The organism is Pseudomonas sp. (assembly GCF_030698175.1).
Lineage (GTDB): Bacteria > Pseudomonadota > Gammaproteobacteria > Pseudomonadales > Pseudomonadaceae > Aquipseudomonas.
In genome coordinates this window covers 153,037-169,711 of the sequence record NZ_JAUYNT010000025.1, presented here as the reverse complement: position 1 = coordinate 169,711, position 16,675 = coordinate 153,037, and the positions used below count along the sequence as shown (strand labels likewise).

Annotated in this window: 9 protein-coding genes and 2 pseudogenes; 6 read left to right on the top strand and 5 right to left on the bottom strand. The window is 60.9% G+C overall.

The window, feature by feature from the left end:
- Positions 1-373 precede the first annotated feature (373 nt).
- The 3 genes from Q8R10_RS13610 to Q8R10_RS13600 are packed head-to-tail and all read left to right on the top strand — an operon-like array spanning position 374 to position 7,630.
- The gene (locus Q8R10_RS13610) at positions 374-4,192 is read left to right on the top strand and encodes a response regulator (protein WP_305654371.1); all 3,819 of its coding nucleotides are present in this window, start codon (positions 374-376) and stop codon (positions 4,190-4,192) included.
- On the top strand, positions 4,189-5,904 hold the full coding sequence (locus Q8R10_RS13605) for a chemotaxis protein CheB (protein ID WP_305654370.1): 1,716 nt from the start codon (positions 4,189-4,191) through the stop codon (positions 5,902-5,904). Before Q8R10_RS13610 ends, Q8R10_RS13605 begins: the two co-directional genes overlap by 4 nt.
- Positions 5,897-7,630, top strand: a complete 1,734-nt coding sequence (locus tag Q8R10_RS13600; protein ID WP_305654369.1) for a response regulator — start codon at positions 5,897-5,899, stop codon at positions 7,628-7,630. The genes Q8R10_RS13605 and Q8R10_RS13600 overlap by 8 nt, the downstream gene beginning before the upstream one ends.
- A gap of 16 nt (positions 7,631-7,646) precedes the next feature.
- Here Q8R10_RS13600 and Q8R10_RS13595 read toward each other — a convergent pair whose 3' ends face one another.
- On the bottom strand, positions 7,647-8,672 hold the full coding sequence (locus tag Q8R10_RS13595) for an alpha/beta fold hydrolase (RefSeq protein WP_305654368.1): 1,026 nt from the start codon (positions 8,670-8,672) through the stop codon (positions 7,647-7,649).
- A 180-nt stretch (positions 8,673-8,852) separates the two neighbouring features.
- Entirely contained in the window at positions 8,853-11,153 is a 2,301-nt protein-coding gene (gene metE, locus Q8R10_RS13590; protein ID WP_305654367.1) for a 5-methyltetrahydropteroyltriglutamate--homocysteine S-methyltransferase, read from the bottom strand.
- A gap of 115 nt (positions 11,154-11,268) precedes the next feature.
- Between metE and Q8R10_RS13585 the strand changes: the two genes are divergently transcribed.
- Both Q8R10_RS13585 and metR read left to right on the top strand, forming a co-directional pair.
- On the top strand, positions 11,269-11,877 hold the full coding sequence (locus Q8R10_RS13585) for a hypothetical protein (protein ID WP_305654366.1): 609 nt from the start codon (positions 11,269-11,271) through the stop codon (positions 11,875-11,877).
- 13 nt (positions 11,878-11,890) lie between these two features.
- The gene (gene metR, locus Q8R10_RS13580) at positions 11,891-12,811 is read left to right on the top strand and encodes a transcriptional regulator MetR (RefSeq protein WP_305654365.1); all 921 of its coding nucleotides are present in this window, start codon (positions 11,891-11,893) and stop codon (positions 12,809-12,811) included.
- Positions 12,812-13,126: 315 nt separating this feature from the next.
- Here the strand turns inward: metR and Q8R10_RS20880 are convergent.
- The 3 genes and pseudogenes from Q8R10_RS20880 to Q8R10_RS13570 form a co-directional block, all read right to left on the bottom strand.
- Positions 13,127-13,720 (bottom strand): annotated as a pseudogene (locus Q8R10_RS20880) (methyl-accepting chemotaxis protein); the annotation flags it as partial.
- Between the two features lie 267 nt (positions 13,721-13,987).
- Positions 13,988-15,058 (bottom strand): annotated as a pseudogene (locus Q8R10_RS20875) (HAMP domain-containing protein); the annotation flags it as partial.
- 232 nt (positions 15,059-15,290) lie between these two features.
- A complete protein-coding gene (locus Q8R10_RS13570) occupies positions 15,291-16,163 on the bottom strand; it encodes a hypothetical protein (protein ID WP_305654363.1) in 873 nt (290 codons plus the stop codon).
- Positions 16,164-16,377: 214 nt separating this feature from the next.
- Between Q8R10_RS13570 and Q8R10_RS13565 the strand changes: the two genes are divergently transcribed.
- Positions 16,378-16,674: a DUF2845 domain-containing protein gene (locus Q8R10_RS13565; protein ID WP_305654362.1), complete on the top strand. Its 297-nt coding sequence runs from the start codon at positions 16,378-16,380 to the stop codon at positions 16,672-16,674.
- The last annotated feature ends 1 nt before the right edge of the window (position 16,675 follow it).

The following is a 16,675-nucleotide window of genomic DNA, read 5'->3' as shown; positions in this document are numbered from 1 at the left end:
AACGATGGATTTCTGTTTGATCGTGAGCAGATCAAGCCGAACCAGCAGGTGTTGAAAGGATTGGGCATCCATAACGGTACTCCTTGATGAGCACGCGTCTTGAGTTTAGACCTTGCAACAGTTAACGGGTACAGAGCCTTTTTAAACACACCTTGAACATGCTGCGCCAATCGCATCAGCAGCCGTACCGGCGGGTCAGCGCGACCAGTGCGATCAGTCGCCACCAAGCACAGTTTGGAGCGGCTGCTAAACTGGATTGCACCTAGGCTACTGAGCCTAAGGCGAACGCACCCAGGGTGCGGGTGGCGTTCAACGGCATTGCAGTGACTCCACTGGACTAGGCGAGATTGTCGATCAACAGGGGCGGCAAGCCATGACTAAGCACTTCAGCGTTAAGCAATTGTTTTTGCTGTTGGGGGCCGTGATCACCCTGCTGATGACCTTGATCATCGCCGCCACCCTGTCCCTGACCTCATCCTACGGCGAACTAAGCGGGGCCTTACAGGCGCGCTATCAGTCCTACCTGCTGGCCGACGAGCTGCGCCAGAGTTCGGACGACCTGACCCGGCTGGCCCGAACCTATGTAGTCACCGGCGACCCTCGCTTCAAACAGCAATACTTTGCGATTCTGGCTATTCGCGACGGCAAAAAACCGCGACCGCAAGCGCCCGAACGCATCTATTGGGATTACCTGGCCGCCAGTGATACGCCGCCGCGCCCCAATGGCGAGGCGGCAGCCTTGACCGGACTGATGAAGCAGGCGGGCTTCTCGGCGGCGGAAATGGCCAAGCTGGAAGAGGCCAAGGCTAACTCGGACGGCTTGGTGCATACCGAAACCGTGGCCATGGACGCGGTTCTCGCAACCCAAGAGGGCAAGCGGCGGGCCGATCAACCGACGGTCGCCGAAGCTATTGCGATGATGCACGACCGCGCCTACCACGACTATAAAGTGCGAATCATGACGCCGGTGGATGACTTCTTCGGCCTGCTCAACCAGCGCACCCTCGACGCCACCCATAGCGCAGCGCAGCAGGCCAATAGTCGCGAATACATAATCTACAGCCTGCTGGCCGTGTCTATTCTGGTGCTGATCATCACCCTATGGGTCGCTTACCGTTTGATTTTGCGCCGGCTTGGGGCTGAACCGGCCATGGCCGAAGAACTGGTGAAACAAATTGCCAGTGGCAACCTCGACACCCAGATCGAGCTTCAGCCTTGGGACCAAGGCAGTCTGCTGGCTAACATCAAGCTGCTGATGGAAAACATGGAGCGCTTGGCGACGCAAGCCGACGCCATCGGTCGCGGCGATTTTTCCCAGGAAATTTCGCTGTTATCCCAGCACGACAGACTCGGTCACGCGATCCGCACCATGAATACTCTGCTGCGCACGGCCAAAACCGACGACGAACGGCGCAATTGGCTCAAAGACGGCAATAGCCGGCTGTCTACCGCCCTGACCGGCGACTTCTCCCTGCAACAGCTGGCCAATACGGCTATCGGCGTTCTCGGCCGCCATCTCGGCGCGGGGCGCGGGGTGCTCTACCTGTTTCATGCGGCCGAAGCGAGCCTGGATCTGCTGGGCAGTTACATGTACACCGAGCGGGCCAATCTGGGCAGTCGTTTCCAGCTCGGCCAGGGGGCTGTAGGCCAGGTGGCGCTGGAGAAAAAACCGATCATCTTGACCACCATCGCCGCCGACGCCGCGCCCATAGTCACCGGCACCAGCAGCGCCCTGCCGCTCTACACCTATACCTACCCACTGCTGCGCGAAGACTGCTTGCTGGGGGTGGTGGAACTCGCCAGCTTCGAGCGCTTCGACGAACTCAAGCAGGAGTTTCTCAGCGGCGAGACCGAGGTGATCGCCTCTTTTCTCTACGTGGCGCAACAGCGGGAAAATATCCGTGAGCTGCTGACCATTGCGGAAACCGCAGAAAAAGAAGCGCGCTTGCACAGCGAGCACCTGCAGCAAGTCAACCTGCACATGGAGGAGCAACAACAGCAGTTACAGCAACAAAGCGAAGAACTGCAGCAGACCAATGCGCAGATGGAGGAACAGCAGCAGCAGTTGCAGCAACAAAGCGAAGAGCTGCAGCAGACCAATGCACAGATGGAGGAGCAACAACAACAACTGCAACAGCAAAACCAGGATTTGCGCGAATCCCGTCATCTGATGGACGCCAAAGCGCGACAGCTGGAGCAGGCGAGCCAGTATAAGTCGGAGTTTTTGGCCAACATGTCGCACGAACTGCGTACCCCGCTGAACTCCATCATTCTGCTGTCAAAAATGATGACCAGCAATGAACGGGGCGCGAGCGAGGACGAGACGGTCAAATGGGCCGAGATCATTCACCGCTCGGGCGAAGATCTGCTGCGCCTGATCAATGACGTGCTGGACCTGTCAAAAGTAGAAGCCGGTCGCATGGACCTGGAGCGGGTGAAGGTCTCCAGCGAATCCTTGCGCGCCGAATTTCAAGAAGTATTCGAGCACCTAGCGCGCGACAAGGGGCTGACCCTGGTGGTTGAGGACAGATTGCAGGGCGAATTCATCTCCGACCGCGGAAAACTGTCGCAGATTCTTCGCAACTTACTGTCCAACGCCTTCAAATTTACCAAGCAGGGGGGGGTTACCTTCACCCTCAGTCGCCGTGCGAACAGCCCTCTACCGATCTGTCTCAGCGTGCGCGATACCGGCATCGGTATTGCGCAAGAACAAAAGGCCCTGATTTTCGAAGCATTCCAGCAGGCCGATGGTTCAACCTCACGGGAATATGGCGGCACTGGTTTGGGGCTTACCATCAGTCTGCGTTTTGCCGAACTGCTGGGGGGCACCATTGAGCTGCAGAGCGTGCCGGGCCAGGGTAGCGAGTTCTCCCTGCTGCTGCCCGATACCGCACCCGCAACCAGAACCGCCCAGATACCCCAGCTGCCGCCGGCGGCCACCCGGCTAGCCCCCGCCCTTGGTAGCGTGCCAGTCCCGGCAGAAGCCACGGACGATGATCGCAACAATCTGGCGGCCAACGATCAGATTATTTTAATGATCGATGATGACCCGGTGCTGGGCCAAACCCTGATGCTGATTAACCGCCGCCTGGGTTACAAGACCTTGCTCGCACGCACCGGTTTCGAGGGTTTGGCCTTGGCACACAGTCATCGCCCGCAGGGTATTTTGCTCGACCTCGGCCTGCCCGACATGGATGGTGCCGACGTACTGCACGAGCTCAAGAGCAACCGCGAATTAGCGGCCACCCCCGTCTATATAGTCTCGGCGCGTGATCGTGATGAAGCCTTTATGCGCCAAGGCGCCAGCGGTTTCCTGCAAAAACCGGTCGACGAGAAGCGCCTCGCCGATGTCGAGGTCGCCCTGCTCGGCGCGGTCGTACAGGCCAGCGGCAGCCCTATTCTGGTGGTCGAGAATGGCAACATCAGCGCCGCTGACGTGGCCCGCATCGTCGGCCCAGCGAGTGACTCAGTGGTCGGCGTGGCGCCCAATGCCGTGTGGGTTGAGGTGCTACAGCAATACGGCTGCCGCTTGGCAATCATCGACTTGGGCGCGGCCGCAGTGCAACAAGGTCTGGACATTGCTGCGGCGCTCAGGGCCGGCAACCCAGAAATAGCCTTGGTGTTTTATGGCAGCACGGCCCTCAGTGATGAGGACAACGCCAGCTTGCACCGCTATTCGGACAGCATGATCATCAAGACCCCGCAGGCCGAGCAGCGCCTGCTGGAGAATGTCGAACGTTTTCTGCATGAAGTACCGCGCGAGCGCGCGGCTGCGCAGCTGCCGCTTAGCCCCGCAAGCCACAGCAAGCAGCTGGCCGGCAAACACATCCTGGTGACCGACGACGACCCGCGCAATCTGTTTGTCATGTCGGCGGCGCTCGAACGACACGGGGCAAAAACCAGCAATGCCATCAACGGTCGGCGGGCCCTGGAGTTTCTCGAACAGCAGCGCGTTGACCTGGTGATCATGGACATCATGATGCCGCAGATGGACGGTTACCAGACGATCACGGCGATCCGCCAGAATCCGGCTTTGGCGGCTATTCCGGTCTTGGCCATCACCGCCAAGGCTTTGCCCGGTGATCGCGACAAGGTGCTGGCCGCCGGTGCCGACGATTACCTGTCCAAACCGGTGGACTACGCCGAGCTGCTCGCCAAAGCGGTCAAATGGTCTGCGGGCAGGCACCTATGAGCATTACTTTTCAGCCCATGGGTAACCTGTGCCGGGCAGTTATTCTCGGTCATCTGGACACGACTGAGGAGCGCGAAACGCTCAAGTCCGCACTGCAAGAACAGCTCCCGACTGCCAGCGCTGGCAGCGCCCTTGAGCTGACCTTCTACGACGCCGATACCCTGCCGGCAGAAATCATCGAAACTATAGCGCAGCGACTGGACCGCGCGGGCGGCCTAAAAATCGTGGCCTACCACGCCCTACTCGCCCACAGCTTGATGCGTCTTGACCTGCCGGTGCGGCAGGTATCGAACCAGGTTAAGCGCTCCCCGCGGGGGCGCTGCCGCGCCTTGGCACTGGCCGGTTCAGCGCAAAGCCTGGACAAAATACTGCACATTGTCGCGCAACTGCCGCTGTCTGAGATGGCCATCTTTGTCGCCCAGCACGTTCAGGAGGACCAACCCAATCTGCTCGACCAATTGCTCAAGACCCGCACTGAATATGCCGTAGTGATGCCGCAGCATTTAATCCCAGTGCAGCCCGGCACCCTTTATGTCGCACCGCCGGGCTATCACATGAAGGTGGCGCACGGCCTGGTCTATCTAACGGCCGACCGCAAAATCCAGTTCGCCCGACCCTCTATTGATGCGCTGTTCGAGTCGCTGGCCAGCGAGTATGGCGATGCGGTGCTGGCGGTGCTGCTGTGCGGCTATGGCCAAGATGGCGTTGCCGGTTGCGGCGCACTGCGGGCCGTGGGTTCCAGCGTGATTGTTGAAGATGGCGATGAGTGCGAACCAGCACGGGTCATGCCGGACGCGGCGCGGGAGGCCGGCTTCTACGATTACGTGCTGCGTTCTGCCGCCATTACCAGCGTCGCGGCGGCCACCGTTGCCGGCGCGACCGCCAGCCCGAGCGGGACGCTGCTGGAGTTATTCCTGGAGGCCTTGCTCAAGCAGTATGGCTACGATTTTCGCGGCTACCAACGTGACAGCCTGGAGCGGCGCATCAGGAACCTGATGGTGCATTTCGATCTGGGCAGCTTTCCCGAGTTCCAGAGTGCCGTGCTCTCGGATGCGGCCCTGTTTGAGCGCCTTTGCGCCGAACTGTCGGTCGGGGTTACCAGTTTTTTCCGCCACCCCGAGCAGTTTCGCGAGATCCGCGAAAAAATCCTGCCCTATCTGGCCAGTTTTCCCATCGTCAAGCTGTGGTCCGCCGGTTGCTCGACGGGCGAGGAAGCCTATTCGCTGGCGGTGCTATTGGACGAGCTGGGCCTGCTGGAGCGCAGCCACCTGTTTGCCACCGATATCAATCATTACCTGCTGGAGCTGGCCAAGAGCGGGCTATTCCCGGCCGGGCCGCTGGCCAGCAATCGCAGCAACTACCTCGCCAGTGGCGGTTCCCGAGGCTTCGATAGCCATGTGGCCTCGACCGGGCGCTTTCTCAAGGTCGAAGAGCGCTTGCACCAGCGCGTTATGTTTCATCGCCACTCGCTCGCCGAGGAGGGCATCTTCAACGAGTTTCAGCTGATTATTTGCCGCAACGTAATGATCTATTTCAATATCGAGTTGCAACGGCAGGTGCTGCAACGTTTTCTACGCTCCCTGCATGCGGACGGATTTCTGGTGCTCGGGCCGCAAGACGGGTTGAACCTGGTCGCCGAGGAACAGGGCTTTGTGCCCTACCAACCCGGCAGTTTTATTTATCGGCGCCCGGGGAAGCGAAGTCATGACTGAAAAATTCAGCGTCTTGATTGTCGACGACATCGCCAACAACCGCTTTACCTTGCGCGCCTTACTGTCGCGACTGCCCGACTGCGAGATAGTGGAAGCTGATTCCGGTGAGGCGACGTTGCGCTGTACGGTGGAGCGGGATATCCATCTAATTCTCCTCGACGTGCAAATGCCCGGCATGGATGGCTTCGAAACGGCCGAACATCTGCAGATGACCGCGCGCACTCGGCATATTCCGATTATTTTTGTCACCGCCGTATTCAAGGCCAGCGAGTTTATTGCCCATGGCTTTGAGATTGGTGCCGTCGATTATCTGGCCAAACCGATTGACGACAACCTGATGCTCAGCCGGGTCCGCCTTTACCAACACTTGCATGAGCGCAACCGGGAGCTGGAGTTCGAGCGCCATTCATTGGAGGTCAAAGTCCGCGAACGTACAGCTCATTTGCAAGCGCTGTTTGACGCCGCGGTGGAAGTGGCGATTATCTCGATGGATCCGCAGGGGCGCATTACCCTGTTCAACCATGGTGCCGAGCTGATGCTTGGTTACACTGAAAACGAGGTGTGCGGCCAGCTACCGCTGATATTCCATCGTGACGCCGAAGTTCGCCTGCATGCCCGGCTCCTGACGGAGTTGTGGAAGCGGCCGATAAGCGCTTTTGAGACCTTCGCGGTACAGGCCCGCAATGGCTTATGCGGCCCGCACAATTGGGTCTATGTGCGTAAGGATGGCGGCACTCTGCACGTGTCGCTGGCCATCAGTGCGGTGCACGACGAGGATGGCCGCGTCAGCGGTTTTCTCGGCATCGCCCGCAATATCAGCGCGCAGCTGGAAGCGGAAAACAAGCTGATCAATCTCAACCTGCAACTTGAACAGCGGGTGCAGGAACGTACCCAGGCGCTGCAGGCATCGACTGCCCAGCTACAGGAGGCAATCCGCACACTAAGCCGGACCCAGGACCACCTGGTGCAGTCGGAAACGCTCGCAGCGTTAGGCTCGGTGGTTGCCGGGGTGGCCCACGAGCTCAATACCCCGCTCGGCAATTGCCTGATGGTCGCCAGCACCATGCGCGACAAAACGGTCGAGTTCGAACGCTTAATCGCGGCGCAGCAACTGCGTCGCTCGGAGCTCGACAGCTATTTGCAGGTCACCAACGACGCGTTGGAACTGTTGCTCCGCGGCTTGCAACGCGCGGCGGAGTTTGTGCTGACATTCAAGCAGCTGGCGGTTGATCAAACCAGCTCAGCACGGCGTTCGTTCTACCTCAATGAGGTTATCCGCGGTGTGGCGGCGCTGCTCAACAGCAGTTTACGCAGAACTCCCTACCGCCTTGAACTCGAAATCCCGGATGGACTGAACATGGACAGCTATCCCGGACCGATCGAGCAAGTCGTTTCCAATCTGGTCAACAACTCGGTGTTACACGGCTTCGCCGGACGCGATCACGGCCTCATGCGACTGACGGCAAACGTCGAGGGTGACAGCATTCGCATGATCTACAGCGACGATGGCTGCGGTATGTCCAACGAAGTGCAACGGCAAATTTTCGCCCCTTTTTTTACCACCCGCATGGGCACCGGCGGCAGTGGACTGGGAATGCATATCAGCTACAACCTGGTGACTGGCCCGCTCGGCGGCAGTATTGAAGTTGCCAGCGTGCCTGGCCAGGGCTGCACCTTTACCCTAGTGCTACCCCGTGTGGCTCCGAATGTCGTGGCCAACGGTTGATTGAGCGGCCGTTTTATTAGCGCAGGTACTCTGCCGTTTTTACCGGCACCAGCGCCAACTGTGGTCCCTCCGGGGCTAGCTGATGGGCCGCCAGATGCGGCAGCACCGCCGCCAGCAACGGCGCCTTGAAGCGCTCTTGAAAACGATGGGCCAGCCCGCGCACCAGCACCAGTTGGCTGCCATGGATTTGCGCGGCCAGGTGCACGCCGTGCATCACTGGCAGCAGCGGGTCGGCGGTGCCGTGGATCACCAGGGTCGGCACCTGCAGACGTTTGAGCAGATCAACCCGACTCGGCTCGGCCAGAATAGCCAGCAACTGACGTTCAACCCCCGGCGGATTGAACGCCCGGTCGTAACTGCGCGCCGCCGACTGCAGCAATTGGCCGCGATCATCCGCTACCTGTGGGCTGCCTAAGGCGGCGAGCAAATCCGCTTGTTGCTCCAACGCCACCGCCCGATTGGGCGCCTCACGGCGCGCCAGCAACTCCAGCACCGCCTGGCGCGGCGCCGGCAAGCCGAGGGAGCCAGAACTGCTCATCAACAGGGTCAGGCTTTGGATGCGCTGTGGCGCCAAGTCCGCCATATGCTGGGCGATCATGCCGCCCATGCTGGCGCCCAACAGGTGAAAACGCTCAATCTGCAAGGCATCCATCAACTGCAAAGCATCCACCGCCATGTCGCGCAAATGGTAGGGCGCGCTCACTGGCAAGCCGAGCCTGTAGCGCAACGCGCCGAGGGTCAGGTTGCTGCTCGGCACCGGCCCGATCCAGGCCGACAGCCCCACATCGCGGTTATCGAAACGTATCACCCGCAAACCCTGTTGGCAGAGACTGGTCAGCACCGAATTGGGCCAGTCGATTAACTGCCCGCCCACTCCCATCACCAGCAGCACCGCCGGGTCCGTGCTGCGACCAATGCTTTGGTAAGCCAGGCGTACAGTGCCCAACTCGACGATTTCGGTCGGCGCCCGCACATCGCAATGAGTCGCCGCCAAGCACGGCAGGCCGGCACCCAGAACCAGCAACAATAACCAAATACGCATCCTGCACACCTACACACCACGACTCATCAAGCGCGCAGTTTGCGGATGTTTTTCCGTGCTAGCTGCCACAGTTCGGTGACAATTTGATGAACCCCGCCGAACGGTAGTGACTCGCCGCCGGCTGCTCTATATCAGGCCTGCCAGGCGAGACGAAAACGTTCCCGCCACCCTGCCAAGCCCTTAAGCCAACTCAGCGCGCAATTGCTTGGCCGCCGCGACCATATTCAACAACGCCGCCTCGGTTTCCGGCCAGCCACGGGTTTTCAGGCCGCAGTCCGGGTTGACCCACAAACGCTCGGCCGGAATCAGCTGCACGGCTTTACGCAGCAGTTTGAGCATCTCGGCGCTGTCCGGCACCCGTGGCGAGTGGATGTCATAGACTCCAGGGCCGATATCGTTGGGGTAGTCAAAGGCCTCAAAAGCCTTGAGCAATTGCATGTCCGAGCGCGAGGTTTCGATGGTGATCACGTCGGCATCCATGGCCGCGATCGAGTCGAGCACCGCGTTGAATTCGCTGTAGCACATATGGGTATGGATCTGCGTGGCATCGCCCACGCCACTGGCACACAGGCGGAACGCCGCACTGGCCCAGGCCAGATAGGCCGACTGCTGGGCGTGGCGCAACGGCATGCCTTCGCGAAACGCCGCCTCGTCGATCTGGATGATTTTGATCCCGGCAGCCTCCAGCTCCAGCACCTCGTCGCGGATTGCCAGCGCCAACTGCTGCGCCTGTTGTTCGCGGGAAATATCGTCGCGGGCAAAGGACCACATCAGCATGGTCACCGGGCCGGTGAGCATGCCCTTGATGATTTTGTCGGTGCAACTCTGGGCGAACGTAATCCACTCCAGCGTCATGGCCTTGGGCCGGCTGATGTCGCCATAGATGATCGCCGGTTTGACGCAGCGCGAGCCGTAGCTCTGCACCCAGCCAAAGCGGGTGAAGGCATAGCCATCCAGTTGCTCGGCAAAGTATTCGACCATGTCATTGCGCTCGGCCTCGCCGTGCACCAACACGTCCAGACCGAGGCGCTCCTGCACCTGTACGGCATGGCGGATTTGCCCCTGCATCGCCTCGGCATACTCCGCGGCGGATAATTTGCCCTGCTTAAAAGCCTGGCGTGCCTGGCGAATGGCGGCGGTCTGCGGGAAGGAGCCGATGCTGGTGGTCGGCAACGGCGGCAACTGGAGCAGCGCCCGTTGCTGGACGATGCGCTGCGCGAACGGCGACTGGCGCTGTGTGTCCCGGGCGCTGATGGCGGCCAAACGTGCCTGCACCTGGGGTTTATGGATACGCGGCGAAAGCCTGCGACTGAGCCGTGCGGCCCGGCTGGCGGCCAATGCGGTCTGCACATCGGCATCCTGCGGCTGCTTCAGCGCCGTCGCCAGCAACGCCACCTCGGCGCATTTTTGCACGGCAAAGGCCAGCCAACTGCGCAGCTCGGTGTCCAGTTGCGGCTCGCGGGCCAAATCCACCGGGCAATGCAGCAGCGAGCAGGAAGGCGCCAGCCAGAGTCGCTCACCGAGCCGCTGCTGGGCATCTTGCAGCAGCGGCAACAGCTGATCGAGATCGCTGCGCCAAATGTTGCGCCCGTCCACCACGCCGAGCGACAGCACCTTATAGGCCGGCAGGCGGTCGAGTATTTGCGGGTACTGCTCGGGCGCGCGCACCAGGTCGATATGCAGGCCGTCCACCGGCAAGCCGGCCGCCAGCCCGAGGTTGTCTTCCAGGCCGGCAAAGTAGGTGGTCAGCAGCTTCTTCAGCGGCGACCACTGCAACAGGTTGTAGGCCCGTTCGAAGGCGCTTTTCCAGGCTTGCGGCAGATCCAGGGCGAGAATCGGCTCGTCAATTTGCAGCCATTGCACGCCTTGCTCGGCCAGGCGCTGGAGGATTTCGCCATACACCGGCAGCAGCCGCTCCAGCAGCTCCAGCTTGTCGAACGCCTCGGCGCCGGCGCCCTTGACCTTGCCCAGCCACAGGTAAGTCAGCGGACCGATGATCACCGGCTTGATCTGGTGACCGAGGGCCAACGCCTCATCGACCTCCTCAAACAACTGCGGCCAGCTCAGCTGGAACTGCTGATCGACGCTGAACTCCGGCACCAGGTAGTGGTAGTTGCTATCGAACCACTTGGTCATCTCTTGGGCATGGGCGCCGCCACAGCAGCGGTCCGCAGCCGTGCCGCGGGCCATGCTGAACAGGGTGTCCAGGCTCGGCGCGCCATGCTGGGGGCGAAAACGCTGGGGAATCACCCCAAACATCAGCGAGTGAGTCAGCACCTGGTCATACCAGGCGAAGTCGCCGACCGGCAGCAACTCGATGCCGGCCTCTTGTTGCAGTTGCCAATGGGTGGCGCGCAGCTCACGGCCAACGGCGCGCAGGCCGGCCTCGTCCAACTCGCCGTGCCAATGGGCCTCGAGGGCTTTTTTCAGTTCGCGGTCGGCGCCGATGCGCGGGAAACCCAGATTGTGTGCCAATGCCATTTGCCCATCTCCTTAACTGTGGATGGCGAGCATTGTCGACAGCGGCAGCACCATGAGGCAAACTCAACCTATTCTTGATAAGCACAAGTTTAATTCATACAGAGGTCGCACTGGAATGTTCGCTAATCACCCACTGTCCATGGCCGCCGCGCTGCTCGGATTGCTCTGGTTGCCGCTGGCAGGCTTTGCCGAGGTGCCGGTCGCCTCAAGCCAAAACCCGCTGTGGCTGGTCGAGCAACCCTATCCGAGCAACCCATTGCTGACCGCCCGCTTGGCTGGCAGCGCCCAGGTGGCGGCCTTTCGCAGTAACGCCACCTTGATGCTCAGCTGCCACCCGAACTACCCCGGCATCAGCCTGGGCTTGCAGATTTCCGCCGAGAAACTGGGTTTTGCCGTCGATCCTTTCGAGGGCCCGGATGCCACCGCCAACGGCCCTTTGCGTCTGAGTAGCGGCAGCCGGCCGAGTCAGCCATACCTGGTGAGCGGCGCTTATCGGGATGCTGGCAGCTTTCAAGTGGGCACTATTTTTGAGTTTCTGCTGACACCCGAGCCGCAGGAAATGGCCTATTGGGCCTCCGACGCCGGCCGCGGCCAACTCATTAAACTGAGCCTGGAGACCCCGCAAGCCGGGCTGCCAGGGCTCAGCGCCGAGTTTCAACTGCCGCAGGATACGGCTGGCATTCGCCAGGTGCTTGGCCCCTGCCTGACCCCCAAACAGCCCTGAACCCGAGGTTTGTATGCTGGAAATTCGCCACCTGAAAACCCTCCACGCCCTGCGCGAAGCCGACAGTCTGGTGGACGCCGCCGAGCGCCTGCACCTGACTCAATCGGCCCTGTCGCACCAGTTCAAAGAGCTGGAGGAGCGCCTCGGCTTGTCGCTGTTTATGCGCAAAACCAAGCCGGTGCGCTTCACCAGCGCCGGCCTGCGCTTGTTGCAACTGGCCGACGCGGTGTTGCCGCAACTGCGCGGCGCCGCCCGCGATCTGGCGCGCCTGGCCGGTGGCACCGCCGGCCGGCTGCACATGGCGATCGAATGCCACAGTTGCTTTCAGTGGCTGATGCCGACCATCGACCAGTTCCGCGATGCCTGGCCGGAGGTGGAGCTGGACCTGGCTTCGGGGTTTTCCTTCGCGCCGCTGCCGGCCCTGGCTCGCGGCGACCTGGACCTGGTGGTGACCTCTGACCCGCTCGAAATGGCCGGCATCACCTATGTGCCGCTGTTCACCTACGAGGCGTTGCTGGCGGTGGCCAACCAGCATCCGCTGGCCAGCAAGGCCTTTATCCACGCCGAAGACCTGGCCAGCGAAACCCTGATCACCTACCCGGTGGAGCGCGATCGACTGGATATCTTCACCCGTTTCCTGGAGCCCGCCGATGTGGAGCCGGCCCAGGTGCGCACCTCCGAGCTGACGGTGATGATGATGCAGTTGGTGGCCAGCGGCCGTGGCGTCTGCGGCCTGCCCAACTGGGCGCTGCACGAATACAGCTCACGGGGTTATGTGACGGCCAAACGGCTGGGCGACAAGGGGCTATTCGCCACCCTGTTCGCCGGCGTGCGCACCGATATGTTGGATGCGCCTTTTATGCGCGATTTTTTGCTCACCGCCAAAGACACTTCATTTGCCAACCTCGAAGGCGTCAGCGTGGCGCGCAACTGAGGGCGATGTCCCGTTAGCTGTTGCAAAGCGCAGGTCCCGTAGCATCTGGTTTGTGACCCAGATGAGTATGGGGAAAGGAACGGTTGCGGCCCTGCAGGATTGCAGGTGCCGCGCTTGCTTCGCGGATAAATCCGCTCCTACACAAGCCCGGCACCTGCAACAATTACATTGGCTGGCCACCCCTGTAGGAGCGGATTTATCCGCGATTGGCCGGTGCAAACAATACAAGTATCAGGCTAATTCCCTCTTACGAAAGGTTACGACCCTTGCAACACTTAACGGGTACATAGCCTAACTAAAGCCCGCAGCGACGCACTACAACTTGAAGTGGCCGACCATCGCTTGCAACTGCTGGCCCAGGGTCGCCAACTCAACGCTGTTGGCGGCGCTGCCGGTCATCGCCAGGGAGGACTGATCGGCGCTGTTGCGGATGGTGCTGACGCTGCGATTAATCTCCTCGGCCACCGATGTTTGCTGCTCGGCGGCCGCGGCGATTTGTTGGTTCATCTGCTGGATCACCGACACCGCGGCGGCGATGCTGCCCAGCGCGCTCTCGGTTTGCAGGGCATCGCTGACGGTCTGTTGCACCAACTCGCCGCTGCTGTGAATCTGCGCCACCGAACTCTGGGCGCCCTGCTGCAGGGCAACCACCAGGCGTTCAATTTCTGCGGTGGCCTGCTGGGTGCGCTTGGCCAAGGCCCGCACCTCATCGGCCACCACGGCAAACCCGCGGCCCTGTTCACCGGCCCGCGCCGCCTCGATGGCGGCGTTCAGCGCCAACAAGTTGGTTTGCTCGGCGACACTTTTGATCACCCCGAGCACGCTGCCGATGTTCTGGATTTCCAGGCTCAAGCTCTGAATACTGGCGCTAGCCGAACCGGAGGACAGCGCCAACTGCTCGATCCGCGTCAGGGTCTGGCGCACCACCGCCTGGCCATTGGCAACCTTGCCATCGGCGGTTTGCGCCGCCAGCGCGGCCTCTTCGGCGTTACGCGCGACATCATGCACGGTGGCGGTCATCTGGTTCATCGCGGTGGCCACCTGCTCGGTTTCCTCCTTCTGTTTACTGACCTCGGCGCTGGTCTGCTCGGTGACGGTCGACAAGCTGCGCGCCGAGCCAGCCAGCTGATCGATGCCGACCTGCAAGCCGCTGACGATGTGGCTCAGGCCGCCGGACATCTGCTGCATGGCGCTCATCAGCTGGCCAATTTCATCACTGCCACGCACCTGTACCTGGGCGCTCAAATCGCCCTCGGCAATCCGCTGGGCGACGCGGATCACCGCCTGCAACGGCGCCACTATCAGCCGGGTAATCAGTAACGCAGCGGCCAGGCCGGCCAGCAGCGCCAACACCGAGGCGCCAAGAATCAACGCCGAATTGGCCTTGAGTTCGGCCTGCATGGCGCCGTCCTGTTCGGCATAGGCCTGGTCGACCCGCAGCACCACTTGCTCAGCCTGCTCGCGCATCTGCCCGTGGATCTGCTGCTCACGCTTGAGCAGCTGCAGATACTCGGCCAGCTTGCTGTTGAAGTTACTGATATGGATGCCCACCTCGCCGAGCACGGTGCGATAGCCGGCGTCGCTGACCTCGGTCTTGAGCTGCTCGGCCAGTTGCAAGGCCTCGTCGGCCTGGGCAATTTTGCTGCTTGCCGCAGCATCAGCAGTGACGCCCTTGCGGCTGTTGTTGAGGCGCACATGGGCCTCATTCAGCGCTTGTAGCATCAGCCGCGAAACCTGGCTGACCTGCGCCGCCTGGCGCACAAATTCGGCGCCGCGCAGGCCTTGGGACTCCTTCAGCTCATAGGTGCCGTCGTCAGCCAAACCGTCCTGCAACAGGTTGAGGTTATTAGCAGCGCTGGCCACCGACCAACTGGCCTGCTCCAGCGCTAAATCCTTGGACTGCGCCAGCGTCACAAACTGGCTAAAAGCGCTCTGATAGGCAGCCAACGACTGCGTCACCGACGCCAGCGCCGCTTGACTGGCAGGCGCTTGGTTTTGCAGCGCCGCGACCAGCACGCCAAGCGCCTCGGCCTCCTGTTGCCACTGCTGCGCCGCCTGCGGATCGCTGCTCAGGGCAAAGGTCTGTTCCTGCATGCGCAAGCGCAACACCGCAGTATTGATCGCCGACATCTGCTTGAGGCCATCGAAGCGCTGGCTGATGGCCTGCAACGCCATCAACCCGGTCGCCGCCACCACGCAGGTGAGCAGCAACACCAGGCCAAAACCCAGGCCCAGTTTCTTCGCCATGCCGATATTGGCTAAACCACGCTGCCAGGCCGCAATCATTCCGTTCCATCCGCCGACTGAATCAACAAGGCTGCAGAGTTGCCGGCCGCCACCCCCGACACAAGCCCGGCGGGCCGCAGTGGTGGCCATGGCTATACCGAGGTCGTTTTCAGAACGTTTGCCGCCAACTGCGCCAACAAAATGAGCACCCCAGCCAAAGCGGTGCAACACCAAGGCGCGAGCCACAGGTCATTTAGGGCGCAGGAAAGCTCAGCGATTGTTGCGCACGCTGGCGTAAAAATTCCTGTATTTCAGGCTGATAGGTTTGATAGCTCTCGACTGGCAACCAGCGTTGATACAACGCCTGTACCTGCTGCGGATCGGCCAACAAAGCGCGGACCGCGTTATCGATGCGTGCCGCCATCTCCCGTCCCCAGGCGTTACGTGTGCAGTAGCTGCCGAATACCGGCATTTGCTCCAAGTCCGCCAGCGGCACCGTGCGTAACGGGGCAGCTTGTGGATTAGCGCGGGCAAAACCGACCACCGAAATCGGAAATTCGAAGGTGTAATCGAAACGACTGTGCCCGAGCATCAGTAACAGCCGATCACTATTGGTCGCCTCATTGACCCCAATCAACTGTTTCTGCTGCAGCCCCTCACTTAAGCGCGCCTGCAGTTTGGGCGGATAAACCCGCTGCATAAAAAAACCACCGCGCAGATCCGAGGCCAACAATTCATCCAGCCACAACTGCCCATTAATCAGCGGCAGGCGCTGCGCATCGGTGGCGCGCACTACTACCTGTATGGGCTGGCTAAGCAACAAGGGCACAAAATAGCCAATCTGGTCGCGCTCAGGGCTACGCTGGTAAGGCGCACTGCACAGATTACGGCCACGGGCCATATAGTGCAGGATGCGCGGCGCATTGATTATTTGATACTGCACTGCAACATCGCTCAACTGCGCATCCAGCTGCTGCAAAAGCTCGAAAATAATGCCGTCTTGCGGTTGATCGTCGCGCACATTTATCGCGCCCGGAATGGGCATCAGCGCCCACGTCAAAGACTCAACCGCCAGCGCCCGCAGCGACAGCAGCAATAACAGCGCCAGCAAACCGACTCGCCACATAACGCCGGGCCCTCAAACACTGCTTTAACCCTAGCAGTCTGCCGGCATAACAGCGCGCAGTCAGCCGCTAAAACAACATGAGAATTAAGCATTCCAGAGTGGCAAACAGAGTTAATTCGCGGCGCTATTTATTGCCACGCCAAAGGTCTAGAGTGCCGGCGTCAGAGCCCGCAAATGCGGCTCGGCAATCCCCCTGAAATTTGAAAGGACTCCCATGAAAACCATCGTTGTAAGCCTCGCCCTGCCCCTGTTAATGCTGGCGGCTGATGCCTCGGCGGCGACCTACCGATGCGGCACCAAGCTGGCCAGTAGCGGCGACCGCACCATTGAGGTGGCCAACAAATGCGGCCAGCCCAACAGCAGTAATTTTGTCGGCTACACCCAAGTCATCAACGGCATTGGCGGCGTGCAAATTGAAGAGTGGGTCTACGGCCCGGCCAATGGCGCGCTGTATTTTCTGCGTTTCGAAGGCGGTCGTTTGAGCTCGGTGGAAAGCAAGCGTCAGCAGTAGT